Genomic DNA, 26,032 nt, shown 5'->3' with positions numbered 1-26,032 from the left:
TGAAATGGCAGGTCAAACGCCATTCAGGCCTGTCCGAACCCGACCTTCTGCAACACCCTTTAGGGCGTGTGTCGAAAGTCCCGCCTGCCCGGCGGTGTCCGGCACGCACTCCCCCGTAGCCCTGCGGGCACGGGGGCACCCCCGGCCGCGTCGTCGGGATCACCCCGATACCACCGGTATCGGGGCGACCCTCCGCCTTGCGATCGCACGCACCGGACACCGCCGGGCCTGCCCTCCGGGCAGACGGCGCCACTTTCGACACACGCCCTAGGCGTCCGCGAACCAGGAGCGGCCCTGGGCCCAGTGGGCCGCCCACCCCGCGAACCCGGGCGGGCCCGGCATCGGTGAGTCACCCGGCCGGGTGCCGAAGGGCATCGCGCCGTTCTCGTCGATCAGCCAGACGTGACCGCGCTGCGGGCCGGTGACAACCAGGTGCCAGTACATGCCGCAGCCGTCGGTGCCCAGGACCAGTGAGCCGTGGTCGTACACGGGGTCCGTCCGGGCGTCGAACTCCTCCTCGGAGAGCTCCTCCTCGTCCTCCGCCCACAGCCACGCCCCCGTGAGCGGAAAGGGCTCGGCGAGCAGCCGCTCGGGGCGGCCCGCCCCCCAGTCCGAGGGCATCCGGGCGAAGGGCAGCAGACCGTAGGAGGGCGGCCCCGCGCGCAGGCCGTCGCAGACCTCCGCCACGAAGGTGCGGTACGGCTCCGGGAGCACGATGCCGTGCTCCGCCTCGAAGGCCCGCACCGCCTCCCACCCGGCCGGCGGCACCGTCTCGGGGCGTGACGCGAAGATCTCGCGGAGGGCGGCCGACTCGGCCGGGTCACAGGTTTCCGTGTTCATGACGGTCATCGTGCAAGACCCGGGAGGGACGGCCCGATCCGGCCCTCGGTACGGGACGCCGGGGGCCATGGGGCCCGACGCGTGCGACGGCACGGGGGCCCGTTCGCCGCGCCGGCCGTACGGGCGCGCCCGGGTTCCGCCGCGCCCCCGGTGCGCGACGAAGCGGCTCGGGGCCGCAGAACGTCGGACGTCGCCCCGGACGAGCGCGTGCGGGTGCTCGCCGTGCCGTCCGTCCGCGTGCGGCGGCGCCCCCGGCGTCGCGTGGTTCCGGAGGCCGTTCCCGTGCTCCCGATGCGGCCTCATGCGTGAAACTCGATGATTGTTGCGCGATCCTGCTTACAACAGGCCCTCATTGAGCACCTATTGACACGCACCTGATCGCCCCGTCAGAGTCGTCACGCGTCCGCTGCCGTATGTCCTGAGGAGCGTCGAACCCATGTCAGAACTCCCCGCAGTCTCGCGCCGCCTGCTCCTGGGAGGCGCCCTGGCCACCACCGGAGCGCTCGCGGCCGGGGTGGGATCCGCCCCCGACGCGGCCGCCGCAGTGGTGGCGGCGCCCTCGCCGCGCCGCAGGCCGGGCCAGAAGTCCATGGTCGACGTGCCCTACGACGTCCACCGGACGGTGCGCGTCGGCGTGATCGGTCTGGGCAACCGCGGTGCCGGCATGACCACGGGCTGGTCCGTCGTCCCCGGCTGCACGGTCACCGCCGTCTGCGACGTGCGCGCCGACCGCGCCAAGCGGGTCGCCGACGGCCTGGCCGCCGCCGGGAAGCCGCGCCCCGCCGAGTACGGCGGCTCGGCCGACTCGTACACGCAGATGCTGCGGCGCGACGACGTCGACCTCGTCTACATCGCCACGCCCTGGGAGTTCCACTACGCGCAGGGCAGGGCCGCGCTCCTCGCTGGCAAGCACGTCGTCGTCGAACTGCCCATCGCCACGGAGCTGGACGAGCTGTGGGACCTCGTCGACACCTCCGAGCGCACCCGCAGGCACCTCATGCTCTCGGAGAACTGCAGCTACGGCCGCAACGAGCTGGCCATGCTGAAGATGGCGCACGAAGGCCTGTTCGGCGACGTCACCAACGGTCACGGCGGCTACCTGCACGACCTGCGCGAGCTGCTGTTCTCCGACACGTACTACACCGACGCGTGGCGGCGGCGGTGGCACACCCGCAGCACCGCCTCCTTCTACGCCATGCACGGCCTCGCGCCGATCGCCGCCGCCATGGACATCAACCGGGGCGACCGCATGACCACGCTGCGCGCCACGGCGACCGAGCCGAAGGGCCTGGCCGACTACCGGGAGCGGTTCGTGCCCAGGAGCCACCCCTCGTGGAAGGAGACGTACGTCAACGGCGACCTGGTCACCTGTCTGATCGAGACGGCCAAGGGCCGGATCATCCGCGCCGAGCACGACGTGAGCTCCCCGCGGCCCTACAGCCGGATCAACTCCCTGGCGGGCAGCCGGGGGATCTTCGAGGACTACGCGGGCGTGCTGTCCTCCGGGGGCGGCCGCGTCTACGTGGAGCCGGACCACGGCGGGCACTCCTGGCGGGACTTCGGCTCCTACCGCAAGGAGTTCGACCACTGGCTGTGGAAGAAGATCGGCGACGACGCGGAGAACAACGGCGGGCACGGCGGCATGGACTACGTCCTCCAGTGGCGGACGGTGCAGCTCATGCGGGCGGGCCTCGTGCCCGACATCGACGTCTACGACTCGGCGGCCTGGTGCGCCCCCGTCCCGCTGAGTGTCATGTCCCTGGCGGCCAAGGGGCGTCCCGTGCAGATACCGGACTTCACCCGGGGCGCCTGGGTCAACCTCCGCACGGGCCTCGACTCGCGCGCCACCGAGATGCCCCCCGTCGTCTGAGGCCGTCCCCGTCCCCGTTTCCGCCCCGCCCCTCCCCTCCCTGCCCGCGCCACCGCCGTGAAGGAGCAGTACGTGAGACCAGCAGGACTGATCCGATCGCTCGGGGCCGTCGTCGCGGCGGGCGCGCTCGCGCTCCTCCCGGCCACGGCTTCGGCCGCGCCCCCGTCCGCGACCGCAGCCACAGCCACAGCCACAGCCACAGCCACAGCCACAACGGTGACCATCTCCCCCGTCGACCTGGACGGCCCGGCGATCTCGACGGTGAAGGTGACCGTCACCAATCCCGGACCGGAGCGCATGCGCTCGCTGAAGGTGTCCTTCGGAGGGCCGGTCGGCTGGGCCGTGCAGCCCTCCGTCCTCCAGGTGGACGGCTCCCTGGCCGAGGGCGCCTCCGCCGAGGCCACCTTCCGGATCCGGGTGCCGGAGCGGCGCCCCGGCTTCACCGTCCGCGCGTTCACCGCGACCGCGGCCTACCGGGGCGGCGACGGAGCCGGATCCGCCACCGGCACCAGGACGCAGCACAGCGGCACTCCCCTGGCGAACCTGGCCGCCGCGTACAACAACGTGGGGGTGACCGACGAGGGCGACACGAAGCCCGGGAACTACGACGGCGAGGGCAACAGCTTCTCCGCGCAGAAGCTCGCCGACGCCGGGCTGCGTCCCGGCGGGACCGTCAGCGCCCTGGGCGCCGCACTGCGCTGGCCGGACGTGCCGAGCGGGACCCCGGACAACGTCTCCGCCGCCGGCCAGGCCGTCGCCCTGAGGGGTACGGGCAGCAGGCTCGTCCTCCTCGGTTCGGGCGTCACGAGCGGGGCCTCGGGCACCGCGACCGTGTACTACGCGGACGGAACGAGCAGCAGCGGCTCGTTCGGCTTCCCGAACTGGTCGTTCGACCCGGCGAACGCCCACGGGGCGACCCTGGTGGCGTCGAGCGACGGGCGCAACCGGCCGACCGGGTACGGCAACGCGGGCATCGCGTACCGCGTGTTCGCCCACTCGATCCCGCTCGACCCCGCCAAGCGGGTGGAGTTCGTGGTGCTGCCGGGCAACGGCGGCATCCACCTCTTCGACCTGGCCCTCGCCCCCTGATCCCCACCCCCGCTCCCGCCCCGGACGTGCCCGGCGTCCGGGGCGGAAGCGGCGGCGGTGACGGGAGGGAGGAGAGGGGAGGAGGGGGACGGTGGTTCATTAGGGTGAGCCCCATGCCTGCCACGTTGAGTTCAACGAAGACCGCCGCCGCACTGCGCACGGCAGCACGCGTCTCCGCCGAGTCGCTGCTGGTGCTGCTGATGGCCGCGGTGTCCCTGTGGATCCTGGGCCGCATGTGGTCGGTCGTCTGGCCGCTCATAGTGGCCCTGTTCCTCACCACCATGACCTGGCCCTTCGCCCGCTTCCTGCGGAGGCGCGGCTGGCCCCCCGCCCTGGCCGCGGCCGTGGTCACCGTCCTCTTCCTGGTCGCCGTCGCGGGCATCGTCGCCCTGATCGCGGTGCCGGTCGCCTCCCAGTCCGGGGAGCTGGCGGACGGGGTGGTCGAGGGCATCCAGAAACTGCGCGAGTGGGCCGCCGGGCCGCCGCTCAACATCGGGGACGACCAGATCTCCAGCGCCTTCGACGCGGCGGTCGCGCGGGTCCAGGACAGCGTCGGCAGCATGGTCACCACCGTCGTCACGGGGGTGAGCACGGTGTTCAACGGCCTCGTCACCGCCGTCCTCGCGCTCTTCCTGATGTTCTTCTTCCTCAAGGACGGCCCGCGCTTCCTGCCCTGGCTGACCCGTCAGCTTCCCGGCCGTCTGGCCACCGACGTCCCCGTCGTGGCGGAGCGCGGCTGGGAGACCCTGGGCGCGTTCGTGCGCTCGCAGGCGTTCGTCGGTCTGCTCGACGCCGTGTTCATCGGCCTGGGCCTGTGGTTCCTCGACGTGCCCCTGGTGCTCCCCCTGGCCGTGCTGACCTTCGTCTCCGCGTTCGTGCCGATCGTGGGAGCCCTGTTCGCGGGTCTGGTCGCGGTCCTCATCGCGCTGGTGTCGAACGGCCTGACGGACGCGCTGCTCGTGCTCGCGATCATCGTCGTGGTGCAGCAGCTGGAGGGCAACGTGTTCCAGCCCATGATCCAGAGCCGCGGCCTCGGCCTGCACGCGGCGGTCGTCCTCCTCGCGGTGACGCTGGGCGGCAGCCTGGCCGGCATCGTGGGCAGTCTCCTCGCGGTGCCCGCGGCCGCGCTGGTCTCGGTGGCCTGGAACTACCTCCGCGAGCAGCTCGCCCTTCCCCCGGCCGATCCGGAGCCCGAGCCGGACACCGACGGGCCGGACGCCGGCGAACCGCACACCGCCGCCGTACCGTCGTAGGGCCCGCTCCCGCCGGTCCCCCGGCCCGCGCGGGGGTACGGGCGGGGCCGGCCGGAGCCGGACCGGCGCCCTCGCTGCGGGGGAGACCGCGCGCGTCGGCCTCCGCTCCACGGCCCCGCCCGACGGCCACCCCACGGGCCGGGCGGCTCGCGGCCGGTCCCGACACCGGCCGAAAGGCGTCTGCGGTGACTCGAAACGCTTTCTTCCGTCACCCGTAAGTTGAGCCGATGGGCCGATCACCGGACCGCACACCGGGTCGGGCACCACAATGCGCGCATGGACGAACACTGGAAGCGACGCCTGGACGAGATGCGTGCGGGGCTGGTGCGGGAGGGCGATCCCGTCGCCTGGGTGACCGAGGCCGACGCCGCCGAGGCCGCCGTGCGGTATCCGGGGCTCGCCGTGCGCGGCTCGCTGTTCGGGGTGGCGGCGCGGGAGGCCGGGGCGGACTCCCCGTGGCGGGTGGTGATGCCGCTGCTGGACGGGATGCCGCAGCAGTCCCGTGACGGCCTGCAGTCGAAGTTCTTCTTCCGGGCCAAGGACGACACCGACGACCCGGAGGTGCGGCGCGAACTCCTCGCGGCCGTGCGTGTCCTCGAACGGGAACCGGTCGACGAACTCGTCGTGCTGGGGACGACGTACCGGATCGTGCGCGGCGACGAGGTGGCGCGCACCGGCCCCGACGGCCTGGAGCCGCCGCGCCCCACCGATCCCGAGCCGGTCTTCCGGGTCTGGGAGCGGCAGACCGGCGCCGACCGCTGCCTCGACACCGGCACCGTGCTCGACCCGGAGAGGACGCGCGGGCTGATGGCCGAGGCCCTGCGGCTCGGGCTGCGGGAGTTCCACTACGTCGGCGAGCGCTACCCCTCCGCCGTCCGGGCCGACTCCCGGAAGGCGGTCACCACCCATCCGGACATCGCCATGCTGCCCGTCGGCTTCGGCGTCGTGGAACGGGCCGGCGACGTCTGGCAGCCGCAGGGCTCGCCGGCGCCGACCCCGCACGAGGCCCGTCGGGGCCTGTACGACTGCCTCACCGATCTGTGGGCCCGCCTGTACCAGTGGGACGACGAGCGGCGGGAGCGGTACCGGCGGGCCGGCGAGCTGTTCCGGGCCGCCGAACGCTCCGACGAAGTGCGGGTGGACGGGAGGGAGTTCCGGATCTGCCGCGTCGAGCGGATGGTCCGGTTCGGCCCCGACGGCCCCGAGGGGCCGCGCCCCTCGGACATCGACGAGTACGGGCCGACGAAGATGCACCCGCGCATGGACGAGGACGGCACCCTGCACTACGACGAGGACCAGTAGGCGCGGAGGACGGGCCCGCGCCGGCCGCCCGGCCGTTCCCTACCCCGGCCCGGTGCCGCCGTCCGGAGCGGCGGCACCGGGCCGGGGCGCGTCCGGCGCCTCCGCCGCCACCACGACCTGGTGCTCGTCCTCGTAGAGGATCCTGCCGGGGTCCCAGGACTCCAGGCGGCGGCACTCGACGCCGTGGGCGGCGAGGAGTTCCAGGTAGCCGTCCACGCGCTCGATCAGGTGCCGGGCGGACGTCTTGAACCAGGCGACGGCGCCCGGGTGCACCCGGGGGTCGTACACGGAGGGGTCCACCCGGGTCGGATTGGTGTAGTGGGCGTCGTACCAGTCGTTGCCGGCCCTCCAGAACCGGTACTGCTCCTCGGTCAGCCGGCCCTGCGCCGCCAGTTCGTTGGCGAGTACGAAGACACCGGGGAAGTGTCCTCGCGGATGCCTCACCACTCCTTGGAACCGGACGAACGGGGCGTGCCGCTCCACGGCGTTCCTCCTTCGCGTCGCCGGCGCGCGCCGGTCCGTCAGCGGGGCGTGACGCAGGAGCCCGGCCGTCCGGGCGAGCCGGTCACGTACTCGGGGTACAGCAGGTAGTCGCCGGGGCCGCAGGACGCCTCGTCCAGCACCAGGTACTCGGCCAGCGGGGACCCGCAGTCCACCTTCTGCAACCGCTGCTCGGGCCAGTCGGCCTCGTTGCGCACGCAATCGCCCACCGACAGCGCGACGGGACCGCCGCCGCTCGTGAGCAGCCCCAGGAGCAGCAGGGCGGGGACCGCCAGGGCGAGCAGGGCGACCGGGGTGAGGATCAGCATCGCGGGGGCCCGGCGCAGGACGCGTCGGCCCGGGTGGAGCGGGGGCCGCACGGCGCCGTACGGCTCGGGCAGCCGGCGCAGGGCGGCCCGGGCGCCGAAGGCGTTCCCCAGGACCACGAAGGGCGTGACGAAGAAGGAGAAGAGGCCCCACCAGCCGGTCAGCAGGGTGTCGGAGGTCATCTGCCGGTAGACGGCGAGTCCGCACGTGCGGCAGAAGGCGCCGCGCCGCGTGACCGTGCGCATGATGACGATCATGCCCTGGTGGGCGCGGACCGTCACGGGGATCGCGGGCTGCGCTCCGCAGACCTCGCAGCCGGCCGCCACCGGGTGTCCGGGCCCGTACGGCTGCTGGTGCGCGTACGGGTACGGCTGTGGAGGCGGGTACTGCTGCGGATGGTGCGGCGGGTGCGGTTGCGCCTGCGGATGCGGAAACGTCATGGAGCCGGCTCCCCCTTCGTCGTCGACCAGCACCCTAGCCGCAACCTCGCCATGCCCATGTCGGTGCTCCCGCCGACGGGGACGGCCCGTCAGAAGCCTTTCAACGTTCAGGCTTTGAACACAAGGGGAATGCCGCCGGGAAGGCATGGCCGGAGCACCCCGTGTTTCGGTCGTTGTCGGTGTTAACTCTTGACGACGTGACGGGCTGACGGTTGACTCGCCCGCACCGCGCTGAGAGCGCTTCCAGAGCGGTTCCGACAGCGATGTCGTCCCTCGACGCGGAGGCCCCGATGCCGTGCCACGATCGCCGACTTCCCATGTGGGGAGGGACGACGGCGCCCCCGCTCCCCGGGCCCCGGACGCCGGGGCCGAGACGGGCTCCACGGTCCCGCACCGCGTTCGTGAAGTGATCGAAGGACTTCGTCCGGCCCGCCCCTCCGCGCCACCGCACCCGCACCGCTCCGCACCACCGCACCCCGCACCGAAGGAGCCGCAATGCCACGCACCAGACACCAGAACCGCTTCGGGAACCGCGTCCGGGGCAGAACCGCGACCGCGGTGGTCGCCGCCGGCGCCGTGCTCGGCGGGCTGCTCGCCGGGGCGCTGCCGAGCGCCGCCGCCGACGAGCCCGTGCCGGTGGCCGTCGACCGGTTCGAGGGCGAGGTCCCCTTCGGCAGTCCGCCGGCCGAGGGCATCTTCACCTGGGGCGGCGACGCCGACGACCACCCGGCGCTGCGGCTCGCCGAGCGCGCCGACGCGCCCGAGGGCTCCAAGGTCCTGGAGGGCACGTTCGACATCAGCGGCTGGGGCGGGTTCACCCACGACTTCGCCTTCGACCGGCCGGCCCACGACTGGACCGCCTTCAAGGGCATCCGCTTCTGGTGGTACGGCCAGAACACCGCGCCCCTGCCGCCCGGTTCGGGCAAGCGGATCAACTTCGAGCTCAAGGACGGCGGCGCCAACGGCGAGGCGTCCGAGCTGTGGACCACGTCCTTCACCGACGACTGGGAGGGCTGGCACCTCGTCGAGATCCCGTTCTCCGAGTTCCAGTACCGGGCCGACTACCAGCCCGTCGGAGGCATCGACCAGGTCCTCGGGCTCAGCGAGATGTGGGGCTACGCCCTGACCCTGCCGCCCGGCTCCCCCGGCGAGTTCGCCCTCGACGGGGTGGAGCTGTACGGCAGGGCCGAGCCCGCGCTGAACACCAGGGTGATCACCGACGCCGCCGTGTACCCGGTGGCCGAGGGCGGCGGCGCGCGGGTGAAGGTGACGGTGGCCACCACCGGTTCGGGCCCCATCGGCGAGCCCGTCACCGTCGCGTACGCCACCGGGAAGGGGACCGCCGAGGCCGGCAAGGACTACGCGCCGGTCAGCGGCACCCTGACCTTCCCGGCCGGCACTCCGTCCGGCACCTCGCGGACCGTCACCGTGGCGACGAAGAAGGACGGTTCGGCCGAGGAGGCCGAGACGATACCGCTCGCGCTCGACGTGACCGGAGCCAAGGCGCCCGCCGAGACGCCGCAGGTCGTCGTGGACGCGCACGGCCTCCCGTACCTCGACAAGCGGCTGCCGGTGAAGAAGCGGGTCGCGGACCTCCTCGGGCGGATGACGCTGGAGGAGAAGGTCGGGCAGATGACGCAGGCCGAGCGCAACGCGCTGCGGTCGCAGGGCGACATCGCCTCCTACCGACTCGGCTCGCTGCTCTCCGGCGGCGGCTCGGTGCCGACGCCCAACACGCCCGAGGCGTGGGCGAAGATGATCGACGCCTACCAGCTCCGGGCGCGGGCCACCCGCTTCCAGGTCCCGCTGATCTACGGCGTGGACGCGGTGCACGGGCACAACAACGTCATCGGCGCGACGATCATGCCGCACAACATCGGCATCGGCGCCGGGCGCGACCCCAAGGTCGCGGAGCGGACCGGGGCGGTCACCGCCAAGGAGGTCCGGGCCACCGGCATCCCGTGGGACTTCGCGCCCTGCGTGTGCGTCACCCGGGACGAGCGCTGGGGCCGTTCGTACGAGGCGTTCGGCGAGGACCCGGCCCTGGTGAAGGCCATGGAGACGGTCATCGACGGCATGCAGGGCGCGAGCAGCGGCGCGGACCTGCACCGCAACGACAAGGTCCTCACCAGCGCCAAGCACTTCGTCGGCGACGGCGGCACGGAGTTCGGGTCGTCGACGACGGGTTCGTACACGATCGACCAGGGCGTCACCAGGGTGACCCGGCAGGAGCTGGAGGCGGTGCACCTGGCGCCGTTCGCCGAGGCGGTGAAGCGCGGGGCGGGCACGGTGATGCCCTCGTACTCCTCGCTCGACGTCATCGGGGACGACAAGGGCCCGGTGAAGATGCACGCCAACGCCGAGATGATCAACGGCGTCCTCAAGGACCGCATGGGCTTCGAGGGCTTCGTCATCAGCGACTGGCAGGCGATCGACCAGATCCCCGGCGACTACGCGAGCGACGTGCGGACCTCGGTCAACGCCGGCCTCGACATGATCATGGTGCCGACCAACTACCAGGACTTCACCCGGATCCTGGCGGAGGAGGTCACGGCCGGGCGGGTCTCCCGGGCGCGCGTGGACGACGCGGTCGCGCGGATCCTGACCCAGAAGTTCCGGCTCGGCCTGTTCGAGAAGCCGTACGCCGACACCACCCACCTCGGTTCGGTCGGCTCGGCCGCGCACCGCGCCGTGGCGCGGGAGGCGGTCGCCAAGTCGCAGGTGCTGCTGAAGAACGACGGCGGCGTGCTGCCGCTGAAGAAGTCGCAGAAGGTGTACGTCGCCGGTTCCAACGCCGACGACCTGGGCAACCAGGCCGGTGGCTGGACCATCAGCTGGCAGGGCTCGTCCGGCCGGAACACGACCGGCACGACGATCCTCGAAGGCATGCGCAAGGCGGCCCCGGACGCCGGGATCGCCTACTCGAAGGACGCCTCCGCCGCGACCGGGGGGTACGACGTCGGGGTCGTGGTGGTCGGCGAGACGCCGTACGCCGAGGGCATCGGCGACGTGGGCAACGGCCACGACCTGGAGCTGACGGCGGCGGACAAGGCCGCGGTGGACAAGGTCTGCGCGGCGATGCCGTGCGCGGTCCTGGTCGTCTCCGGGCGGCCGCAGCTGATCGGCGACCGGCTCGGGGCGATCGACGCCCTGGTGGCCTCCTGGCTGCCCGGCACCGAGGGCGACGGCGTGGCGGACGTCCTCTACGGGACCCGGCCGTTCACCGGCCAGCTCCCGGTGACCTGGCCGAAGTCGGAGGCGCAGCTGCCGATCAACGTCGGTGACGCCTCGTACGATCCGCAGTTCCCGTTCGGCTGGGGTCTGACGACCCGGCCGGTCCCGCAGGTCGGGGGCGAGCTGACGCTCAAGGCGATCGGGGTCGCGGCCAGGGTGCTCCAGGCGGCCGGGCGCGGGACGTCGCCGGAGGGCCGCGAGCTGCTGTCCCGGGCGCGGGACGTCGTGCAGAAGGAGATCGGCCAGGACGTCACCCCGGCGACGGCCGAGCCGTTCGCGGAGGCGGACCGGCTGCTGCTCACGGGTGACCTGACGGGCGCGGTCGCGCGGCTGACCACGGCGTACCGGGCGGCGGCGGCCTGAGCCGGCGGTCACGACGTGTGCGAGGGGCCCTTCCCGGGTGCGGGGAGGGCCCCTTCCCCGTGGAGGGCGCGCCGGTCGGCTCCCGGTGTCCGCCCGGCGGACCGTACGATCGGTGCGGTCCGGAGGCATGCGGGAGAGGCACGGGGTAGGAGAGCGGTATGGACAGCTCCTTCTGGATCGTGGTGGTCGCGGTTCTCGCGCTCGTGGTGGCGGGGTACGCGGCCGTTCTGCTCGTACGCGTCTTCCGGGCCCGGAAGCTGCTCCTCGACGCCGGTGTCCCGTTGCAGTCCAAGGCCCTGTTCTGGGCGGCCGTGGTGTACACGGTGTCGCCGGTCGACCTGATCCCCGACCCCGTCTACCTGGACGACGTCGGCGTCCTCCTGCTGGCCCTGCGGGCGCTGCACTCGGCGGCGGCCAGGGGCAGGACGGGCGGCGAGGAGCTGAAGGGCTGACACGACGGGGTGGCCCCCGCCCTGAGGGCGGGGGCCACCCCGTCGTGTCCGGTCCGGGTCAGACGAGGGTCGGACCGCCGCCGAGCGGTCCGCCGCCGAAGGGCCCGCCCGTCCGGTAGTGCACGGCGATCTCCTCGCGGTACTGCTGGTCGGCGAGGTGCTTGTCGGAGTGGAACTCCGGCGCGTTCTTGATCTGCTCCTTGGTCAGGCCGAGGTGCACCGCGTGGCCCTCCAGGTCGATCCGGGTGACCGCGCTCGCCGGGATCAGCACCTCCTTGCCGAAGATCCACACTCCGGTGTCGACGACCAGGTAGGCGTCGCCGACCTCGTCGGAGTGCTTGTCGACCTTGCCGATGTGCCCGTCGGTCGCCTCGACCCGCCAGCCGCTCAGGTCCGTGCCCACCAGGTGGCCGAACGCCTGCCCGTAGCTCCACACGTTCTCCGCCATGTCGCTCACTCCCTCGTCTCGGACGTGCCGTTCCGGCCTCAGGAGGACCGCCTGCCCCGCGGATCGGGACGCACACCCGTGGGACCGGGGTCCGTGATCACTCGGGCGGGGAGAGCCGCGCGCGGACCCACCGGGGATCCGGATTGACGTACGGCCGGCCCGCGAGGAGGACGGTCGGCACCGTCTCGTCGCCGTCGTTGACGGCCCTCACCTCGGCCGCGCCCTCGGGGTCGCGCCAGATGTCGACCCAGTGCAGCCGGCGGGCGTCGCGGCCCAGCCGGGCGCGCAGGCGCAGGCAGTACCGGCAGCCCGGCCGCCAGAAGACGATCGGCCGTCCGTCGACCGCGCCGAGGCGCCGCGCCTCCTCCGCGGAGACCGACCGGGGGAAGACCAGGGACGAGTGCGCCACCGCGAGGAACACGAAGAGCAGCAGGACGGCCGCGGCCCGGCCGGGCCTCTCCCGGAGGACCGCGCCGGCGACGGCGGAGCCGCAGAGCAGGAACAGCAGCGGGAGGGTCCAGGGGCGCGTCATGGTGACGCAGGCTATCGGGAGGCGCCCGACGGCTCGGCGGCGGTGTCTCCCGCCGGTGCGTCCCGGAGGTGCCGGGCGGCCTCGGCGGCGGTGTGGGAGGAGGCGAAGGTGAAGGCGCGGGGGGACGGGCCGTGCGCGCGCAGGTCCGCCAGCCGCCCCAGGGCCTCGTCGACGGTCGGGAGGTGGCCGGCGGGGATCCACCAGAGCACCAGGTGGGCCTCGACGTGCCGCGCGAACCATTCGCGGCGCCGCCGCATCGCCTCCAGGTGCCCGCTGCGGTAGGCGAAGTCCCACAGGGCCTCCTGGTTCTCCCACACCGACAGGTTGACGATGACGTCCTCGCCCGCCGGGCGCAGACCGGTGGCGTCGGCCGCGCCCTCCTCCACGAGTCGCCACACGAAGCCGGGGGCGCCGTCGGCGGCGGCGTTGACCGGGTCGAGCAGGTCGACGAAGGGCTGGACGCGCGGGTCGCCGAAGGGGTGGAGGAGCGTGGCGACGTTGAGCTGGGCGAGGTGGGCGGCGTGCGGGGAGGCGGTCATGGCCTCATCTCAGCACGGCCCGCTTTTCTATGTCAATGATCGTTGTTTTTAGAATCCTCGACCACCACGCAGCACTCCCCCGGCCGGGCGTCCATGCGGGCGCGCACCGGGCCGTCCGCGCCGAGCAGCCCTTCGAGGAGGGCGAGGTTCATGCCGCAGACGAGCGGCGGGAAGCTCTCGGCGACGGCGTGGAAGGGACAGTTGCGCATGCGGACGACACGGGCGTCCGCCCCGGCCGCGCCCTCGGCGTCCTCGGGGATCTCCAGGTGCGGTTCGTAGCCACGGGCGGCCAGCACCTCCATGGCCTCTTCGAGGGCTCCGCAGGGTGCCGCCGGGCCGCGCAGGGCCTCGCCCCGGCGGCGCGCGGCCGCACGGAGCCCGGCGTCGAGACCGGCCTGCTCGGCGGCCTCGGCGAGGAGTTCGGCGGCGGTGCGGTAGTCGCGCGCGGGCAGCGACACCGACCGCTCGCCCGGCGCCCGGGTGTACACCTTGGCCGGGCGGCCCGCCCCCGGACCCGAACGGCCCGTCAGGCGGCGGCTGCCGCTCTCCAGGAGTCCGGCCTCGGTCAGCCTGTCCAGGTGGTGCGCGGCGAGCGTGCGCGCCACCCCGGCGGCCTCGGCGGCCTCGTTGCGGCCGACCTCGCGGCCCTGGGCCGCCACGTATTCGTACAGGCGGCGGCGCACCGGATCCTGCAACGCCGCGATCGCATCGATGTCTTCCACCCGCCCATTCTATGAACAACGCTGATGGGAGATAGAAAAGCGGACTCCGTACCGGGGAGTGGTGCCGCCCGACCGGGAAGCGGTGCCGCCCGGCGGTCACGGGTCCGGCAGGAGTCGGGCCCGGCTGCTCGTCGGGGGTGCTCACGGAATCGTCAGGAGGCCGGGCGCCGGCTGCTCGCCGGAGGATCGCTCACGGACTCGCCGGGAGGCCGGACGCCGACTGCTCATCGGGGGCGCGCTCACGGACTGGCCGGGAGGCCCCTCACAGACTCGTCAGGAGGTCGTCGAGGGGGCTCGGCACCCGTCCGGCGTCGAGGGCCTCCACCAGGAGGTGGCCGTAGCGGATCTTGCGGTCCTTCTTCGTGCCGAGGAAGCGCCGCAGCTGCTGCCGCCGGGGCCGGCCGTGCTGCGCGGGCTGGTTCGGGAAGGTCTGCCAGGCCCGCTGGTCGCCCTCCGCCCGGATGATCTCCTCGACCCGCTCCGGGCCGAGCGCGCGGACGAGTCCGTCCTCCAGGTCCGCCACGCAGACGAAGACGCCGTCCAGCGGCGCCCCGGCCCTCCGCAGACCCCGGTCGCAGAAGCTCCGCTCGCGCTCGTCGCACAGTCCCGTCAGGCGCGGGCCCAGACCGGGCGGCCCGAGGAGACCGGCGTAGCGTGCGATGTTCATCGCCCCGCCCATCGACACCGCGCACACGCCGTCCGCGGCGAGGTCCCGGCCGCGCCGTGCGGCCAGCGTCTCGACGGCCGCGAGGTCGCTCGGCGTCGCCAGGAGCACCGCCGTCCGCACTCCCAGGGACGCAGCCGGCTCCCCCGCCGCGCCGCCGGGGCCGCCCGCGGCCCAGCGGCCGACCTCGTCCCGGAACGCGTCCCTGTCCGCCATGGGACGAGTCTGCACTTCCGCCGGCCGGTACGGCACCGAATGTCCGGGCCCCGGCACGGCGCGGCCCGGTCCCCGCGCGGGGACCGGGCCGTCCTCGTCGCCGTGGTCACGCCTCCCTGGGGATGAGGCGACAGCGGGCCGGGCCCGCCGCCTGGAGGGTGATCGCGGAGGTGAGGGGCACCTCGGTGTCGACGGCCTCGAAGCCGTACCGCTGGAGGATCATCGCCAGGGCGATCACCGACTCCAGCATCGAGAAGTGCTGGCCGATGCAGGCGCGCGGGCCGCCGCCGAAGGGGAACCAGGCGTACCGGGGCCGGGCCGCCTCCGCCTCGGGGGTGAAGCGGTCGGGGTCGAAGCGCTCCGCGTCCTCCCAGTAGTCCGGGTGGCGGTGGGTGACCCAGGGGGCGACGACGACGTCCGCGCCCGCCGGAACGGCGACGCCTCCGATCTCGGTGGCGGCGACGGCGCGGCGGCCGATGACCGGGGCGGCGGGGAAGAGGCGCATGGCCTCCTTGAGGACCTGGGTGACGTAGGGCAGCGCGTCGAGGTCGGCGGCGCCGGGGGTGCGGCCGGCGAGGACCCGGTCGACCTCCTCCCGGGCCCGCTTCTGCGCCTCCGGGTGGAGGCCGAGCAGGTGGAGGGCGAAGCCGAGGGAGGTGGCGGTGGTCTCGTGCCCGGCGAGCAGGAAGACGAGGACCTGCTCGCGCAGTTCGGTGGCGTCGAAGCTGCCGTCCTCGGCGCTCTCGGCGCCGATGAGGAGGGTGAGGAGGTCGTCGCCCTCGTCCGACGCCCGGCCCGAGGCGCGGCGCTCGGCGATGATGCGGTCGCAGACCTCGTACAGCGCCCGGTGGACGGTGGCGGCCCGGCGGTTGCCGGGGGTGGGCCAGTTGCGGGGGACGTTGAGGGGGGAGAAGCCGCGGCGCAGCACGTAGGCGCCGAGTTCGGGGAAGCTGCGCTCGACGATCCGCACGGCCGCGTCGACGTCCGTGCCGAAGAGGATGCGGGCGACGGCGCGCAGGGCGAGCCGGGCCATCTCCTGGAGGACGTCGACGGACCCGTCGCCGTCCTCCCGCCACTCCGCGGTGAGGGCGGCGACCTCGGCGGCGACGGCCGCGGCGTAGCCGTCGACCCGGCGGCGGGTGAAGAGGGGCTGGACGAGCCGGCGCTGGCGGAGGTAGTCCTCGTCCTGGCTGGTGAGGAGGCCGTTGCCGAAGGACTCGCGGACCTCCTGGTAGAAGGCGTTGTCCTTGCGGAAGTTGGCCGACTCCCCGGCGAGGACCTGTTGCGCTCCCTCGGCGGAGAAGACTCCGTAGACGGTGGCGCGGATGCCGGGCGGCCCCGCGGTGATCCGCACGACGTCCCCGTGCTCGCGCCGGGCGCGCAGGAAGGTCGCCAGGGAGTCGTTCTTGAGGTCGAACAGGGAGCCGAGCAGCGGGAGTCCCGCGAGCTCGGGCGCTTCGGTGCCGGCGGTGATGGTCATGGACGGTTCCCCCTCGGTCGTCGCCTGCGGTGATTCTCCACCAGGAAGTGACCGACGGGTAGGGATCGTCGAACAGTGGTCCACATCTGGCCTGTTGGCGTGAAACGGTCGGCTGTCGGTGGTGTCTGGGAAGCTCGTGCCATGGACCGAACCGCACCGCCGGAGCCCTCCGGGCGTTCCGAGCGCCCCGAGATGACCCTGCAACTGACCATCGACTGCGCGGACCCCCAGCGCCTCGTGCCCTTCTGGCTGGAGGCCCTGCGGTACGTCCCCGATCCGCCGCCCGCGGGCCACGCCACCTGGCGGGCGTACTGGGAGGCCGTCGGCGTTCCCGAGGAGGAGCTGGGCGGGGACGCCGGGGAACTCCCGGAGTCGATCGTGGACCCGGGGGGAACGGGGCCGCGGGTCTGGTTCCAGCGCGTCCCGGAGCCGAAGACGGTCAAGAACCGCGTCCACCTCGACCTCAAGGTGGGCGGCGGCCGCGAGGTCCCGCTCGCGCTGCGCCGCGAGCGGGTGGACGGCGAGGTGTCCCGGCTGACGGCGCTCGGCGCCACCGTCCTGTACGCCATGGACCGGCCGAACGGCATGGACTACTACGCGGTGGTCCTCCAAGACCCGGAGGGCAACGAGTTCTGTCTCGTCTGACCGTTCCGTACCCTGGCGGCATGCGCATGCGCCCCACTCTGAGCTGGATCCCCGCCGAGGACCTGCCGCCGGGCACCACCGACCCGGCGCCGGTGGTCGACGCGCTGGGCGCCGGCGGCGTGCTGGTGCTCAGCGGGGCGGGCCTCTCCACGGAGTCGGGGATCCCCGACTACCGGGGCGAGGGCGGGAGCCTGAGCCGGCACACCCCGATGACCTACCAGGACTTCACCGCGAGCGCCCGGGCCCGGCGCCGCTACTGGGCGCGCAGCCACCTCGGCCGGCGCACGTTCGCCCGGGCCCGCCCCAACGCCGGGCACCGGTCCGTGGCCGCCTTCGGGCGGCACGGCCTGCTCGCGGGCGTGATCACCCAGAACGTGGACGGTCTGCACCAGGCCGGCGGCAGCGAGGGCGTCGTGGAACTCCACGGAAGCCTGGACCGGGTCGTCTGCCTCTCCTGCGGCGCCCTCAGCCCGCGCCGCGACCTCGCTCGGCGGCTGGAGGAGGCCAACCCGGGCTTCGATCCGGTGGCGGCCGGGATCAACCCGGACGGCGACGCCGACCTCACGGACGAGCAGGTCGGGGACTTCCGCGTGCTGCCCTGCGCGAGCTGCGGCGGCGTCCTCAAGCCGGACGTGGTGTTCTTCGGCGAAGCGGTTCCGGCGCGGCGGGTCGAGCACTGCCGCGAGCTGGTGCGCGGGGCGTCCTCGCTCCTGGTCCTGGGCTCCTCCCTGACGGTGATGTCCGGGCTCCGGTTCGTCCGCCAGGCGGCCCTGGCCGGAAAGCCGGTACTGATCGTCAACCGGGATCCGACCCGGGGCGACCGGCACGCGGCCGCCCGCGTCGCCCTCCCCCTGGGGACGACCCTCACCACCGTGGCCGCCCGCCTGGGCGTCCCCGTCGACGACGGGGACGGGGCGCATGACGGCACATAGGGCCGGGGGGCGAACCCGGGATTGAGGAACGGGCCCGGGGCGAGGAACGAGGCCGAGGCTGAGGAACGGGCCCGGGGCGAGGAACGGGCCCGGGGCGAGGAACGGACCCGGGGCGAGGAACGGGCCCGGGGCTGAGGAGCGGCCCGGGCGAACCGGCTCCGACGGCTTCGACAAGACCGCCGCGGGCGAGAGCGACGAAGCCTGCTCCGTCCACCTCCTGCCCCGCCGACGAGGGCGACGGCGCGGCGCCGTCCGAGGCGAGGCAGGCCGAGGGCGACCGGCGCGAGGAGGTCGCCCTCTGGAAGCGACCGCGCCGCCGGCCGACGGCAGCACCGCTGATCAGCCCTCGCGGCGCGCGGCCCAGACCGTGCGCTCGGTCCGTACGCCGAGGTCGTCGCGGCACAGGATGCTGTGGGGCCCGTCGGTGTCGAGCAGCCGGTCGAGCGCGGCGAGGTCCTCGGCCGGGAGGACGTCGGCGACGCTGCGGCGGATGCGCCGCAGACCGCCGAGGGCGTACGCGCCGACCGTCTCGTCGCGGGAGGCCTCGATGTTCACCGTGATCGTGCGTTCGCCGTCGAGGGCGAACCCGGCGCCGGTGAGCAACGGTCCCCAGTCGGCACCGCGGTGGGGCACGTGCTCGGCGTGGAAGCGCTCGCTCGCGGCGTGACAGCGCTCCTCCAGGCCGGGCCGGTCCTCCGGAGCGCCCTCGGGCAGGAAGCGGGGGAAGCCGGCCAGTTCGACCACCGCGAGCAGGCCGTCGGGGGCGAGGAGGCCGTGGACCTCGCGCAGGGCGCGGTCGGGCTGGCGCAGGTGGTGGAGGGAGGCCGAGGCCCACACCAGGTCCGGGGTGCCGAGGTCGGGCCAGTCGGCCCGGTCGAGGTCGGCCTGCACGGTGCGGACGCGCCCCTCCACGCCCCGGGCGCACGCCTTCTCCCGCAGCCGCTGGAGGTGTCCGGCCGAGGAGTCGACGGCGGTGACGTGGGCCTCGGGGAAGCGGTCGAGGAGGGCGAAGGTGCCCGCCCCCGTGCCGCAGCCCAGGTCCACGATCGCGCGCGGGGGCGTGCGGACGGGCAGCCAGGAGACGAGGTCGGCGATGTGCTCGGCGAGGACTTCCGCGTCCAGGTCGAGGATCTCGGCCTGGACGTTCTGGTCGTCCGCGTCGTGGGAGTGGGAGTGACCGTGGTGGCCGGGGCCGTGGTGGCCGGCGGCATGGCGGTCGGTGCCGCGGTGGTCGGCGGCATGGTCGTGGTGGCCGGGAGCGCGGCCGCTGCCGTGGGGAGCGGAGGCGTGGTCGTGGGGAGCGGAGGCGTGGTCGTGGGGGTGTGCGTGGGTCATGTCTCCACGCTAGGACGCTCATGCGCCTGCGGCACGACTCCATCCTGTTTGCGCAAGACAATCGTCCCGTCCGCTGCCCGAGGCGCAAGACGCGGCTCCGTGCCGCCTCACCGGCCGGGCGGCACCTGGGGGTCGCGGTCGCCGCCGTCGCGCTGGTGGCCCCGGCGGGCGTCGCGGTCGAAGATGCCCAGGATCTCGCACGGCCCTCCTTCCGCGCCGATCGCGTGCGGCATCATCGTGGGGAACTCCGCCGCCTGGTTGGTCTCGACGCGGAAGCGGCGGTGACCCAGCACGAGGGTCGCGGTGCCCGACAGGACGACGAGCCATTCCCGTCCCGGGTGCGCGCGCATGCGGGACGGGCTGTCCGGCGGAGGGTCGGTCACCCGCTGGCGCACGACGGTCATGCCGGGCTCGCCCTTGATGGGCCAGCGCATCTGCCCGCGCGCGCCGTCGATCATCGGGCTGATGACGACGTCGTCGGCGGCGGTCTCCACGAGCTGGTCGAGCGTGGTGTCCAGGGCGCGGGCGAGGATCACCAACTGGTCGAGCGCCAGGCGGCGCCGGCCGTTCTCGATGCGGCTGAGGGACGACTGACTGAGCCGGGCACGGGTGGCCAGCTCCTCCAGGGACCAGCCCTGCGCCAGCCGCAGGGCACGGATCCGCTTGCGCACCAGACCGTCCAGGTCCTCGTCGTCTTGCTGCATGAGCAGCATCGTATGCGCCTGCCGCAAAGTCCGCCCGACGGCGTCGACCGGGACCCGACCGCTACGGCGGCCCGGATCCGCGTCACTGCTGCGGGGGGCCGGAGCGGCGCTGGTCGCTCTCCTCCCGGAGGGCCGCGGCGCGGTGGGTGAGGGTGCTGACGCGTTCGGCCAGGTCCGGGTGGAGGGGGCCGAGGTGGCGGTGGGCACGGGCGAGGGGTTCGAGGAGGAGGGCCGGGTCGCTGTCCGCGAGGGCTTCGCCGAGGTCGTGCCGGAGCGCGGCGGGGAGGGCGTCGAGGGCGGTGATCCGCCCGGCGAGTCCGCGCAGGTCGGCCGCGTTGCCCCGGGCCCAGGTGGTGACAGTGCGGTCGGCGGCGCGGCGGTCGCGGGTGGCCCGGACCCGCTGCTCACCGGTGGCGCCGGGACTGCCGGGGCGCACCCGCAGGTAGCGGCGTTCGGCCGCCTGGCGGCTGGTGACCCCGAGGGGACGGGCGAGCTCGGCCCAGCTCGCGCCCGCGTCCCGCGCGGCCTCGATGAGACCGGGCTCCCAGCCGGCGAGCCGCTCCCGCAGTTCGCGCAGGAGGAGGAGCGCGGCGAGCGCCTCTTCGGAGGAGGTGCGCGCGGTGGCTCCCGACGCGCCCGGGACGTCCGGGCCGTCCGGGCCGTCCGGGACATCGGCGGCTCCCGGGCCGCCCGGGGCCTTCGCCGACCCGGCCTCCCGCACGGTTTCGCCCATCGCGGCGAGCGCCGCGAGGGCCGCGTGGAGGCTGACGGGAAGGTCGGCTCCTGCCATGGGATGACATCCTCTCCGCTCGTCATCCGTCCGTTGACGTCTGACTTGTCGTCCATCCGTTGACATGTTACAACGGTGTCAGCCGACGCGCATCGGCAGTCACTGCCCGAACCGACTGGAGGTGTTTCGCGATGTTGATGCGCACCGACCCGTTCCGCGAACTCGACCGCCTCACCCAGCAGATGCTGGGGACGACCGGCACGTGGTCCCGTCCTTCCGCGGTCCCGATGGACGCCTACCGCGAGGGCGACGCATATGTGATCGTCATGGATCTGCCCGGGGTGTCGACGGACGCGATCGACATCGACGTCGAGCGGAACATGCTGACGGTCAAGGCCGAGCGACGGCCCGTCGTCAGGGCCGAGGACGTCCAGATGGAGCTGTCCGAGCGGCCTCTCGGCGTCTTCTCCCGGCAGCTCGTACTGGCCGACACGCTCGACACCGAGAAGATCACGGCCGACTACGAGGCGGGCGTCCTCACCCTGAGGATTCCGATCGCCGAGCGCGCGAAGCCCCGCAAGATCGCCATCGGCCGCGGCGACGACCGCAGGCAGATCAGCGGCTAGGGCGTGTCCTGTCGATCGGGCCGGATCGGGGAGCGGTGTCCGGTGCCGTGCGTCGCGAGGCGGAGGAGGGAGTCGACGCAGAGCGTCGGCGACCGACGACGACGCGGCGGGGTGCGGTGCCGGACACCGCGAGCCCGGCATGATCGGCGAGACACCCCCGGGGGCTGCCCGGCCCCGGTCCGCCGGACAGGCCCCGGCCGTCCACGGGGCGGGGGCGGAGGCCCGTCTCCCCTCCCCCGCTCCCCGTCACTCCGCCTCCCCGAAGGAAGGGGCCGTGATGAGACCGCGATGGCACGCGTTCCTCGACAACGTCCGGGAACGCGGCGACTACGACACGCCCGAGGAGGCCGAGCGAGCCGCCCGCGTCGTACTGGCGCTGCTCGGCGCCCATCTGGTCGGCGACGTGCGGGCCGAGCTCGCCGCGCGCCTCCCGGAGACCTTCGCCGTCGTCCTGCTCAACCCCCTCCAGGCCGCCGAACCGCTCTCGCCGGAACGCTTCGTGCGCGCGACGGCCGCCTGGATCGAGGGGGCCACCGAGCGGACCGCGGCCTGGGACGTCAGCGCCGTCCTCAGCGTCGTCGCCGACGTCACGGGCGAGGAGCTGACCGGACGGATGCTCCTTCAGCTGCCGCCCGGCTACGACCTCCTCTTCGGCCGGCCGTACCTTTCCCGGTGATCCCGGCCCGCCCCGCCCTGCCCTCCCCCCTTGATCGGCCACCTTGATCCGCCCCAGCTTGTCGAACCCCGTCCACTCCGCCCGGCCCCACCGGCCGGGCCCGACAGAGAACGGCGATACGCACCCCCATGACCCTCCGCACCGAGACGACGACCTCCACCGCCCCCGTGACCCCCGTGGCCCGCACGGCCTCCGTGCCCTCCGCCGCCGGACCCGCGCCGGCCCACGGCGGGGCGTCCTACTCCGACCTGCTCGAACGGGTCCGCTACGAAGGCGCCTACCCCACCCGCGAGCGGGCCGAGGAGGCCGTGCGGTCCGTACTGGCGGCCCTCGGACGGCAGCTCGTCGGTGACGAGCGGGTCGACCTCGCGGCCCGCCTCCCCGTCGAGGCCGCCCTGGTCTTCACCGCCCAGGTGCCCGCCACCACCCCCCTCACCGGCTGGGAGTTCGTCAAGGACCTCGCCCGGCGCACCGGCGGCAGCCCCGCCACCACGCGCTGGGACGTCGGCGCCGTCCTCGCCCCCGTCGCCCGGCTGGCCGGCCCCGAGCTCGCCGACCGCATCGTCGACCGGCTTCCCTCCGGCTACGCCCTTCTCTTCGGCAGGGCCGAACTCCGCCCGCACCGGCGCGCGGGCGACACGGCCGGTGGGGCCCGTGCGGCCCGTGCCTCCCGTCCCTTCGCGGGCCGGGGAGCCGCATAGGGGTTCGCCGGAAACGTCACTCGAACGAGGGGTGTGGACTTCCTGCCCCGTTCCGCTGGAGGCGACCGGGTAAGTATGATCAAGCGATGTCTGATATGACCGAGACCACGCCCGGCTGGCTGTCCACGGACGAGCTGGAGATGGCCAGGGCCCACATGCCCATCCTGTACGTCGAGGCCGTGCCCGTACGCGTGGACGACAGCGGCGAAGTCACCAGCGTCGGACTGCTCCTGCGCATCGGCGCGGACGGAACGATCAGCCGCACCCTGGTGTCCGGCCGTGTCATGCACCACGAGCGGGTCCGCGACGCGCTGCTGCGTCATCTGGAGAAGGACCTCGGCCCCGTGGCCCTGCCCCGCGTCCCCGCCTCCCTCCAGCCCTTCACCGTCGCCGAGTACTTCCCCACGGCGGGCATCACCCCGTACCACGATCCCCGTCAGCACGCGGTGTCCCTCGCCTACATCGTGCCGGTGACCGGTGACTGCCGTCCCCGTCAGGACGCCCTCGACCTCGTGTGGTTCAGCCCCCAGGAGGCGGCCTCCCCCACCGTGCAGGACGAGATGCCGGGCGGCCGGGGAGCACTCCTGAAGCAGGCCCTCGCGCACGTCGGACACACCTACTGAGAGCGGCCCCGCGCGGGAGCGGCGACCGTGCGGGTCGGCGTCCGGGCCAACCGGGGCGGGCGCACTGCGTGGCGCCCGCCCGGTGGCGGCCCCGCGCGCTTACGGTGCCCGCATGACGACAGAACCGGAAGGGGCCCCGGCCGAGTCGGCCGACGTCCGTGCGGCGCGCGCGGCCATCGAGGCCCACCTGAGCCGTACGGATCCGGAGCGGGAGCCGCGCGCCGCCGGCTCCTCCGCTTCCCCGGAGCGGCCGGAGCGGCCGGACGGGGGCGCCCCGGACGGCGGGCGCCGCATCGACGACGCCACGGCGGAGCGCATCGCCCGCGAGGCCTGGGACGCGGTGCTCGCGGCCACGCCGCCCCCGCCCGACCCCGGCACCGACCCGGCCCCCGCACGGGGCGCCCGGGAACCGGCGGAGGTCACCGAACTCCGCAGACGGGCGATCGCCGTCACCCGCGGCCTGCGGGAGCTGGGCCACCACCTCGACGAGACGCTCCTGCCCGGTCCCGACATGGCCGCCGGTTAGCCCGAACCCGGCACCCCGTGCGGACCGCGGGCCCGCGGGTGCCGGGCGATGAGTTTCCGCCGTCCCCCCGGTCCTCACTGTCGGAACACCGCGACCGACCGAGGAGGAACCGTGGTGGACGACGTCTGGCCGATGGTGCACGCGGAGCGCGCCGCGCTCGTCGGGGACCTCGCGCGGATCGACGGGGAGCAGTGGGACGCGCCGTCGCTCTGCGCGGGGTGGAGCGTGCACGACGTGGCCGCCCATCTGGTCGACACGGCCCGCACGACACGTCTGGGATTCGTGGCCGGCCTCGTCCGGGCGCGGTTCGACTTCGACCGCCAGAACGCCCTGGGCGTGGCCCGGGAGCGCGGTGCCACGCCCGGGGAGACGCTGGAGCGGCTGCGCCGGGTGGCGTCACGGAGGTCGACTCCCCCGGCGCCCCTCGACAGCCGGCTCGTCGAGGAGGTCGTCCACGGCGAGGACGTCCGCCGGCCCCTGGGGCTCGCCCGCGCCTATCCGTCCCGGGCCGTCGTGCGGTCGCTCCGTCTGCAGGCGCGGACCCCGGCGTCGTTCGGCGGGGCCAGGGAGTTGCTGACCCGCGTCCGTCTCTCCGCGACCGACGCCGACGCCGACATGGGCACCGGGCCGGAGGTCACCGGGCCTGCGCTCTCGCTGCTCCTGGCCGTCTGCGGCCGGACGGCGGCCTTCGACGACCTGGACGGACCGGGCGTCGCCCTGCTGTCGAACGTCCGCTGAACCCGTCGGTCGCAGAACCTTCACACGAGCCGTCGCGCGTCGGACGCGGATCCGGGCACCCGCACGGGGAGCGAGGAAACGCGGTTCGGCGAGGCCGACGCGTTCGACGAGGAGGAAAAGTGCCGTGGTTGCGATCGCCGTTCTCCTGCTGCCCCTGCTGGGACTGCTCCTGTTCCTCATGGACCGGGTCGAGGACCGGGTGACGACTCCGCCGAAGGCCTCGCGCCACGCCGGCCGCCGCCACCTCCGGCTGGTGACGGCCCCCGGGCGGGCGGCCGCCGAGCGCCGCCCGGCGCGGCACCGGTCGGTCCGGGGCGGGTCCGCGCGCGGCGGGGACCGGCCGGGCGCGGACGCCGGACGCGCCGACGCGGCCTGAACGACGTGGGCTTATGCCCGCCGAGCGGGGGCACCCGCAGGGGCATGGCCACATCTCACCACGCAGGAGACGAAGAACGCGGCGACGAGGCCGCGGAGCGGGATACGCCGACGCCCGAGGAGGTCGGGCCGGGGCCCGAAGTCGAGCGGCGCGCGCCGGACGCCCCGACCCAGTTGAAGGGCCGGTCCTGGCTCGGGGTCCTCAAGGGCTCGGTGCGGGAGTTCAAGGACGACGAGCTGACGGACCGCGCGGCGGCCCTCACGTACTACGGCATCCTGGCGCTCTTCCCCGCGGTCCTGGTGCTCCTGTCGCTGCTCGGCATCAGCGGGAAGTCGACCACCGACCGGGTGATGGAGAACCTGCGGCAGCTCACCCCCGGGCCGGCTCGCGACATGCTGAACAACGCCGTGGAGCAGCTCCAGGGCCAGGCCGGCACGGGCTCGGTCATGGCGGTCGTCGGCGTGGTGCTCGCCCTCTGGTCGGCGTCCGGCTACGTGGGGGCGTTCATCAGGGCGGCCAACCAGGTGTACGACATGCCGGAGGGCCGCCCGGTGTGGAAGCTCCTCCCCGTACGGGTAGGGATGACGGCCGTCCTGATGGTCCTCGCGGTGGTCAGCGCCCTGATCGTGGTGTTCACCGGCACCCTGGCGCGCCAGGCCGGGACCGCGCTCGGCATCGGGGACACCGCGCTGACCGTGTGGTCGATCGCCAAGTGGCCGGTCCTGGTCCTGCTGGTGTCGGCCATGATCGCGCTGCTGTACGGGGCCAGCCCCAACGCCAAGGTCAAGGGGTGGAAGTGGATCACCCCCGGCAGTTTCCTGGCCCTGCTGATCTGGATGCTCGCCTCCGCCGGGTTCGCGCTGTACGTCAGCCAGTTCGCCTCGTACAACAAGACGTACGGCACGATGGCCGGCGTCATCGTGTTCCTGGTCTGGCTGTGGATCAGCAACCTCGCCCTGCTCCTGGGACTGGAGTTCGACGCGGAGGCGGTGCGGCAGCGGGCCGTGCTCGGCGGGATGCCGCCGGACCGGGAGCCGTACACGGAGCCGCGGGACACGCGCGCCTGGGACGAGGAGGACGTGCGCCGGTTCGAGGAGAGCGGACGGGAGCGGGACGCCGGGGAGCGGCGGCCCGGTGACGCGCCGGAGAAGCGGGCGTAGGGCCCCGGC

Annotated in this window: 28 protein-coding genes; 16 read left to right on the top strand and 12 right to left on the bottom strand. The window is 73.9% G+C overall.

All coding sequences use genetic code 11. The features are described 5' to 3' along the window. Positions 1-267: 267 nt before the first annotated feature. A complete protein-coding gene (locus ACIQKA_RS32080) occupies positions 268-840 on the bottom strand; it encodes an SMI1/KNR4 family protein (protein ID WP_402543092.1) in 573 nt (190 codons plus the stop codon). Positions 841-1,276: 436 nt separating this feature from the next. On the opposite strand from ACIQKA_RS32080, the gene ACIQKA_RS32075 reads away from it, so the two are divergent. From ACIQKA_RS32075 to ACIQKA_RS32060, 4 genes are all read left to right on the top strand, one after another. Continuing rightward, positions 1,277-2,710: a Gfo/Idh/MocA family oxidoreductase gene (locus ACIQKA_RS32075; RefSeq protein WP_391096775.1), complete on the top strand. Its 1,434-nt coding sequence runs from the start codon at positions 1,277-1,279 to the stop codon at positions 2,708-2,710. A gap of 216 nt (positions 2,711-2,926) precedes the next feature. Beyond that, positions 2,927-3,799 (top strand): NEW3 domain-containing protein, encoded by an 873-nt coding sequence (locus tag ACIQKA_RS32070; RefSeq protein ID WP_402543091.1) that lies wholly within the window; start codon positions 2,927-2,929, stop codon positions 3,797-3,799. A 113-nt stretch (positions 3,800-3,912) separates the two neighbouring features. Further along, positions 3,913-5,052, top strand: coding sequence for an AI-2E family transporter (locus ACIQKA_RS32065; RefSeq protein ID WP_383429704.1), 1,140 nt, complete (start codon positions 3,913-3,915; stop codon positions 5,050-5,052). A 276-nt stretch (positions 5,053-5,328) separates the two neighbouring features. After that, complete coding sequence (locus ACIQKA_RS32060) at positions 5,329-6,354, top strand: DUF5954 family protein (protein ID WP_391096777.1); 1,026 nt, start codon at positions 5,329-5,331, stop codon at positions 6,352-6,354. 39 nt (positions 6,355-6,393) lie between these two features. On the opposite strand, the gene ACIQKA_RS32055 is transcribed toward ACIQKA_RS32060, so the two are convergent. Together ACIQKA_RS32055 and ACIQKA_RS32050 are read right to left on the bottom strand one after the other, a co-directional pair. Then, positions 6,394-6,798 (bottom strand): hypothetical protein, encoded by a 405-nt coding sequence (locus ACIQKA_RS32055; RefSeq protein ID WP_383429708.1) that lies wholly within the window; start codon positions 6,796-6,798, stop codon positions 6,394-6,396. A gap of 77 nt (positions 6,799-6,875) precedes the next feature. Continuing rightward, entirely contained in the window at positions 6,876-7,601 is a 726-nt protein-coding gene (locus ACIQKA_RS32050; RefSeq protein ID WP_383160436.1) for a hypothetical protein, read from the bottom strand. A 495-nt stretch (positions 7,602-8,096) separates the two neighbouring features. Here ACIQKA_RS32050 and ACIQKA_RS32045 point away from each other — a divergent pair, with 495 nt between their 5' ends. Further along, positions 8,097-11,198, top strand: coding sequence for a glycoside hydrolase family 3 protein (locus ACIQKA_RS32045; RefSeq protein WP_402543090.1), 3,102 nt, complete (start codon positions 8,097-8,099; stop codon positions 11,196-11,198). Positions 11,199-11,356: 158 nt separating this feature from the next. Then, positions 11,357-11,650, top strand: a complete 294-nt coding sequence (locus ACIQKA_RS32040; RefSeq protein WP_383160431.1) for a YkvA family protein — start codon at positions 11,357-11,359, stop codon at positions 11,648-11,650. Between the two features lie 58 nt (positions 11,651-11,708). On the opposite strand, the gene ACIQKA_RS32035 is transcribed toward ACIQKA_RS32040, so the two are convergent. The 6 genes from ACIQKA_RS32035 to ACIQKA_RS32010 all read right to left on the bottom strand — a co-directional run bounded on the left by ACIQKA_RS32035 (position 11,709) and on the right by ACIQKA_RS32010 (position 16,251). Continuing rightward, entirely contained in the window at positions 11,709-12,098 is a 390-nt protein-coding gene (locus ACIQKA_RS32035) for a PRC-barrel domain containing protein (protein ID WP_383158285.1), read from the bottom strand. Between the two features lie 97 nt (positions 12,099-12,195). Further along, positions 12,196-12,630: a glutaredoxin domain-containing protein gene (locus tag ACIQKA_RS32030; protein WP_383158288.1), complete on the bottom strand. Its 435-nt coding sequence runs from the start codon at positions 12,628-12,630 to the stop codon at positions 12,196-12,198. Positions 12,631-12,641: 11 nt separating this feature from the next. Then, positions 12,642-13,169, bottom strand: coding sequence for a DUF3291 domain-containing protein (locus tag ACIQKA_RS32025; RefSeq protein WP_383158290.1), 528 nt, complete (start codon positions 13,167-13,169; stop codon positions 12,642-12,644). Positions 13,170-13,201: 32 nt separating this feature from the next. Further along, positions 13,202-13,891, bottom strand: a complete 690-nt coding sequence (locus ACIQKA_RS32020; RefSeq protein WP_402543089.1) for a helix-turn-helix transcriptional regulator — start codon at positions 13,889-13,891, stop codon at positions 13,202-13,204. A gap of 262 nt (positions 13,892-14,153) precedes the next feature. Continuing rightward, complete coding sequence (locus ACIQKA_RS32015; protein ID WP_402543088.1) at positions 14,154-14,771, bottom strand: ATP-dependent endonuclease; 618 nt, start codon at positions 14,769-14,771, stop codon at positions 14,154-14,156. 106 nt (positions 14,772-14,877) lie between these two features. Next, the gene (locus ACIQKA_RS32010) at positions 14,878-16,251 is read right to left on the bottom strand and encodes a cytochrome P450 (protein ID WP_402543087.1); all 1,374 of its coding nucleotides are present in this window, start codon (positions 16,249-16,251) and stop codon (positions 14,878-14,880) included. 141 nt (positions 16,252-16,392) lie between these two features. Between ACIQKA_RS32010 and ACIQKA_RS32005 the strand changes: the two genes are divergently transcribed. Both ACIQKA_RS32005 and ACIQKA_RS32000 read left to right on the top strand, forming a co-directional pair. After that, complete coding sequence (locus ACIQKA_RS32005; protein WP_383158299.1) at positions 16,393-16,896, top strand: VOC family protein; 504 nt, start codon at positions 16,393-16,395, stop codon at positions 16,894-16,896. A gap of 20 nt (positions 16,897-16,916) precedes the next feature. Continuing rightward, entirely contained in the window at positions 16,917-17,828 is a 912-nt protein-coding gene (locus tag ACIQKA_RS32000; protein WP_383441979.1) for an NAD-dependent protein deacetylase, read from the top strand. A 339-nt stretch (positions 17,829-18,167) separates the two neighbouring features. On the opposite strand, the gene ACIQKA_RS31995 is transcribed toward ACIQKA_RS32000, so the two are convergent. The 3 genes from ACIQKA_RS31995 to ACIQKA_RS31985 form a co-directional block, all read right to left on the bottom strand. Beyond that, positions 18,168-19,163: a class I SAM-dependent methyltransferase gene (locus ACIQKA_RS31995; RefSeq protein WP_402543086.1), complete on the bottom strand. Its 996-nt coding sequence runs from the start codon at positions 19,161-19,163 to the stop codon at positions 18,168-18,170. A 107-nt stretch (positions 19,164-19,270) separates the two neighbouring features. Next, entirely contained in the window at positions 19,271-19,867 is a 597-nt protein-coding gene (locus ACIQKA_RS31990; RefSeq protein WP_383429726.1) for a helix-turn-helix domain-containing protein, read from the bottom strand. Positions 19,868-19,949: 82 nt separating this feature from the next. Continuing rightward, positions 19,950-20,657 (bottom strand): type III effector protein, encoded by a 708-nt coding sequence (locus ACIQKA_RS31985; protein WP_402543085.1) that lies wholly within the window; start codon positions 20,655-20,657, stop codon positions 19,950-19,952. A gap of 131 nt (positions 20,658-20,788) precedes the next feature. Between ACIQKA_RS31985 and ACIQKA_RS31980 the strand changes: the two genes are divergently transcribed. The 8 genes from ACIQKA_RS31980 to ACIQKA_RS31945 all read left to right on the top strand — a co-directional run bounded on the left by ACIQKA_RS31980 (position 20,789) and on the right by ACIQKA_RS31945 (position 26,023). Next, positions 20,789-21,223 (top strand): Hsp20/alpha crystallin family protein, encoded by a 435-nt coding sequence (locus tag ACIQKA_RS31980; protein WP_383429730.1) that lies wholly within the window; start codon positions 20,789-20,791, stop codon positions 21,221-21,223. Positions 21,224-21,500: 277 nt separating this feature from the next. After that, on the top strand, positions 21,501-21,899 hold the full coding sequence (locus ACIQKA_RS31975; protein ID WP_402543094.1) for a DUF2267 domain-containing protein: 399 nt from the start codon (positions 21,501-21,503) through the stop codon (positions 21,897-21,899). A 128-nt stretch (positions 21,900-22,027) separates the two neighbouring features. Further along, positions 22,028-22,600 carry a DUF2267 domain-containing protein gene (locus ACIQKA_RS31970; protein WP_391096786.1) on the top strand — a complete coding sequence of 191 codons (573 nt, stop codon included), beginning with the start codon at positions 22,028-22,030 and terminating at the stop codon, positions 22,598-22,600. 95 nt (positions 22,601-22,695) lie between these two features. After that, positions 22,696-23,223, top strand: coding sequence for an NUDIX hydrolase family protein (locus ACIQKA_RS31965; RefSeq protein WP_383158347.1), 528 nt, complete (start codon positions 22,696-22,698; stop codon positions 23,221-23,223). Positions 23,224-23,335: 112 nt separating this feature from the next. Continuing rightward, positions 23,336-23,749 carry a hypothetical protein gene (locus ACIQKA_RS31960; protein WP_383158315.1) on the top strand — a complete coding sequence of 138 codons (414 nt, stop codon included), beginning with the start codon at positions 23,336-23,338 and terminating at the stop codon, positions 23,747-23,749. A 132-nt stretch (positions 23,750-23,881) separates the two neighbouring features. Continuing rightward, positions 23,882-24,487, top strand: coding sequence for a maleylpyruvate isomerase family mycothiol-dependent enzyme (locus tag ACIQKA_RS31955; protein WP_402543093.1), 606 nt, complete (start codon positions 23,882-23,884; stop codon positions 24,485-24,487). A gap of 124 nt (positions 24,488-24,611) precedes the next feature. Beyond that, on the top strand, positions 24,612-24,863 hold the full coding sequence (locus ACIQKA_RS31950; RefSeq protein ID WP_383441972.1) for a hypothetical protein: 252 nt from the start codon (positions 24,612-24,614) through the stop codon (positions 24,861-24,863). A 44-nt stretch (positions 24,864-24,907) separates the two neighbouring features. Further along, positions 24,908-26,023: a YihY/virulence factor BrkB family protein gene (locus ACIQKA_RS31945; protein ID WP_383158320.1), complete on the top strand. Its 1,116-nt coding sequence runs from the start codon at positions 24,908-24,910 to the stop codon at positions 26,021-26,023. The last annotated feature ends 9 nt before the right edge of the window (positions 26,024-26,032 follow it).

This window comes from Streptomyces sp. NPDC092045 (genome assembly GCF_044756005.1).
GTDB lineage: Bacteria > Actinomycetota > Actinomycetes > Streptomycetales > Streptomycetaceae > Streptomyces.
Note: the sequence above shows the minus strand (reverse complement) of the source record. Positions and strands in the feature narration are given on the sequence as shown.

Bases quoted from the DNA above. Each gene is read 5' to 3' on its own strand.
- ACIQKA_RS32080 (WP_402543092.1), bottom strand. From the start codon at position 840: ATGAACACGGAAACCTGTGACCCGGCCGAGTCGGCCGCCCTCCGCGAG.
- ACIQKA_RS32075 (WP_391096775.1), top strand. From the start codon at position 1,277: ATGTCAGAACTCCCCGCAGTCTCGCGCCGCCTGCTCCTGGGAGGCGCC.
- ACIQKA_RS32065 (WP_383429704.1), top strand. From the start codon at position 3,913: ATGCCTGCCACGTTGAGTTCAACGAAGACCGCCGCCGCACTGCGCACG.
- ACIQKA_RS32060 (WP_391096777.1), top strand. From the start codon at position 5,329: ATGGACGAACACTGGAAGCGACGCCTGGACGAGATGCGTGCGGGGCTG.
- ACIQKA_RS32050 (WP_383160436.1), bottom strand. From the start codon at position 7,601: ATGACGTTTCCGCATCCGCAGGCGCAACCGCACCCGCCGCACCATCCG.
- ACIQKA_RS32045 (WP_402543090.1), top strand. From the start codon at position 8,097: ATGCCACGCACCAGACACCAGAACCGCTTCGGGAACCGCGTCCGGGGC.
- ACIQKA_RS32040 (WP_383160431.1), top strand. From the start codon at position 11,357: ATGGACAGCTCCTTCTGGATCGTGGTGGTCGCGGTTCTCGCGCTCGTG.
- ACIQKA_RS32035 (WP_383158285.1), bottom strand. From the start codon at position 12,098: ATGGCGGAGAACGTGTGGAGCTACGGGCAGGCGTTCGGCCACCTGGTG.
- ACIQKA_RS32030 (WP_383158288.1), bottom strand. From the start codon at position 12,630: ATGACGCGCCCCTGGACCCTCCCGCTGCTGTTCCTGCTCTGCGGCTCC.
- ACIQKA_RS32025 (WP_383158290.1), bottom strand. From the start codon at position 13,169: ATGACCGCCTCCCCGCACGCCGCCCACCTCGCCCAGCTCAACGTCGCC.
- ACIQKA_RS32015 (WP_402543088.1), bottom strand. From the start codon at position 14,771: ATGGCGGACAGGGACGCGTTCCGGGACGAGGTCGGCCGCTGGGCCGCG.
- ACIQKA_RS32010 (WP_402543087.1), bottom strand. From the start codon at position 16,251: ATGACCATCACCGCCGGCACCGAAGCGCCCGAGCTCGCGGGACTCCCG.
- ACIQKA_RS32005 (WP_383158299.1), top strand. From the start codon at position 16,393: ATGGACCGAACCGCACCGCCGGAGCCCTCCGGGCGTTCCGAGCGCCCC.
- ACIQKA_RS32000 (WP_383441979.1), top strand. From the start codon at position 16,917: ATGCGCATGCGCCCCACTCTGAGCTGGATCCCCGCCGAGGACCTGCCG.
- ACIQKA_RS31995 (WP_402543086.1), bottom strand. From the start codon at position 19,163: ATGACCCACGCACACCCCCACGACCACGCCTCCGCTCCCCACGACCAC.
- ACIQKA_RS31990 (WP_383429726.1), bottom strand. From the start codon at position 19,867: ATGCAGCAAGACGACGAGGACCTGGACGGTCTGGTGCGCAAGCGGATC.
- ACIQKA_RS31985 (WP_402543085.1), bottom strand. From the start codon at position 20,657: ATGGCAGGAGCCGACCTTCCCGTCAGCCTCCACGCGGCCCTCGCGGCG.
- ACIQKA_RS31980 (WP_383429730.1), top strand. From the start codon at position 20,789: ATGTTGATGCGCACCGACCCGTTCCGCGAACTCGACCGCCTCACCCAG.
- ACIQKA_RS31975 (WP_402543094.1), top strand. From the start codon at position 21,501: ATGAGACCGCGATGGCACGCGTTCCTCGACAACGTCCGGGAACGCGGC.
- ACIQKA_RS31970 (WP_391096786.1), top strand. From the start codon at position 22,028: ATGACCCTCCGCACCGAGACGACGACCTCCACCGCCCCCGTGACCCCC.
- ACIQKA_RS31965 (WP_383158347.1), top strand. From the start codon at position 22,696: ATGACCGAGACCACGCCCGGCTGGCTGTCCACGGACGAGCTGGAGATG.
- ACIQKA_RS31960 (WP_383158315.1), top strand. From the start codon at position 23,336: ATGACGACAGAACCGGAAGGGGCCCCGGCCGAGTCGGCCGACGTCCGT.
- ACIQKA_RS31955 (WP_402543093.1), top strand. From the start codon at position 23,882: ATGGTGCACGCGGAGCGCGCCGCGCTCGTCGGGGACCTCGCGCGGATC.
- ACIQKA_RS31945 (WP_383158320.1), top strand. From the start codon at position 24,908: ATGGCCACATCTCACCACGCAGGAGACGAAGAACGCGGCGACGAGGCC.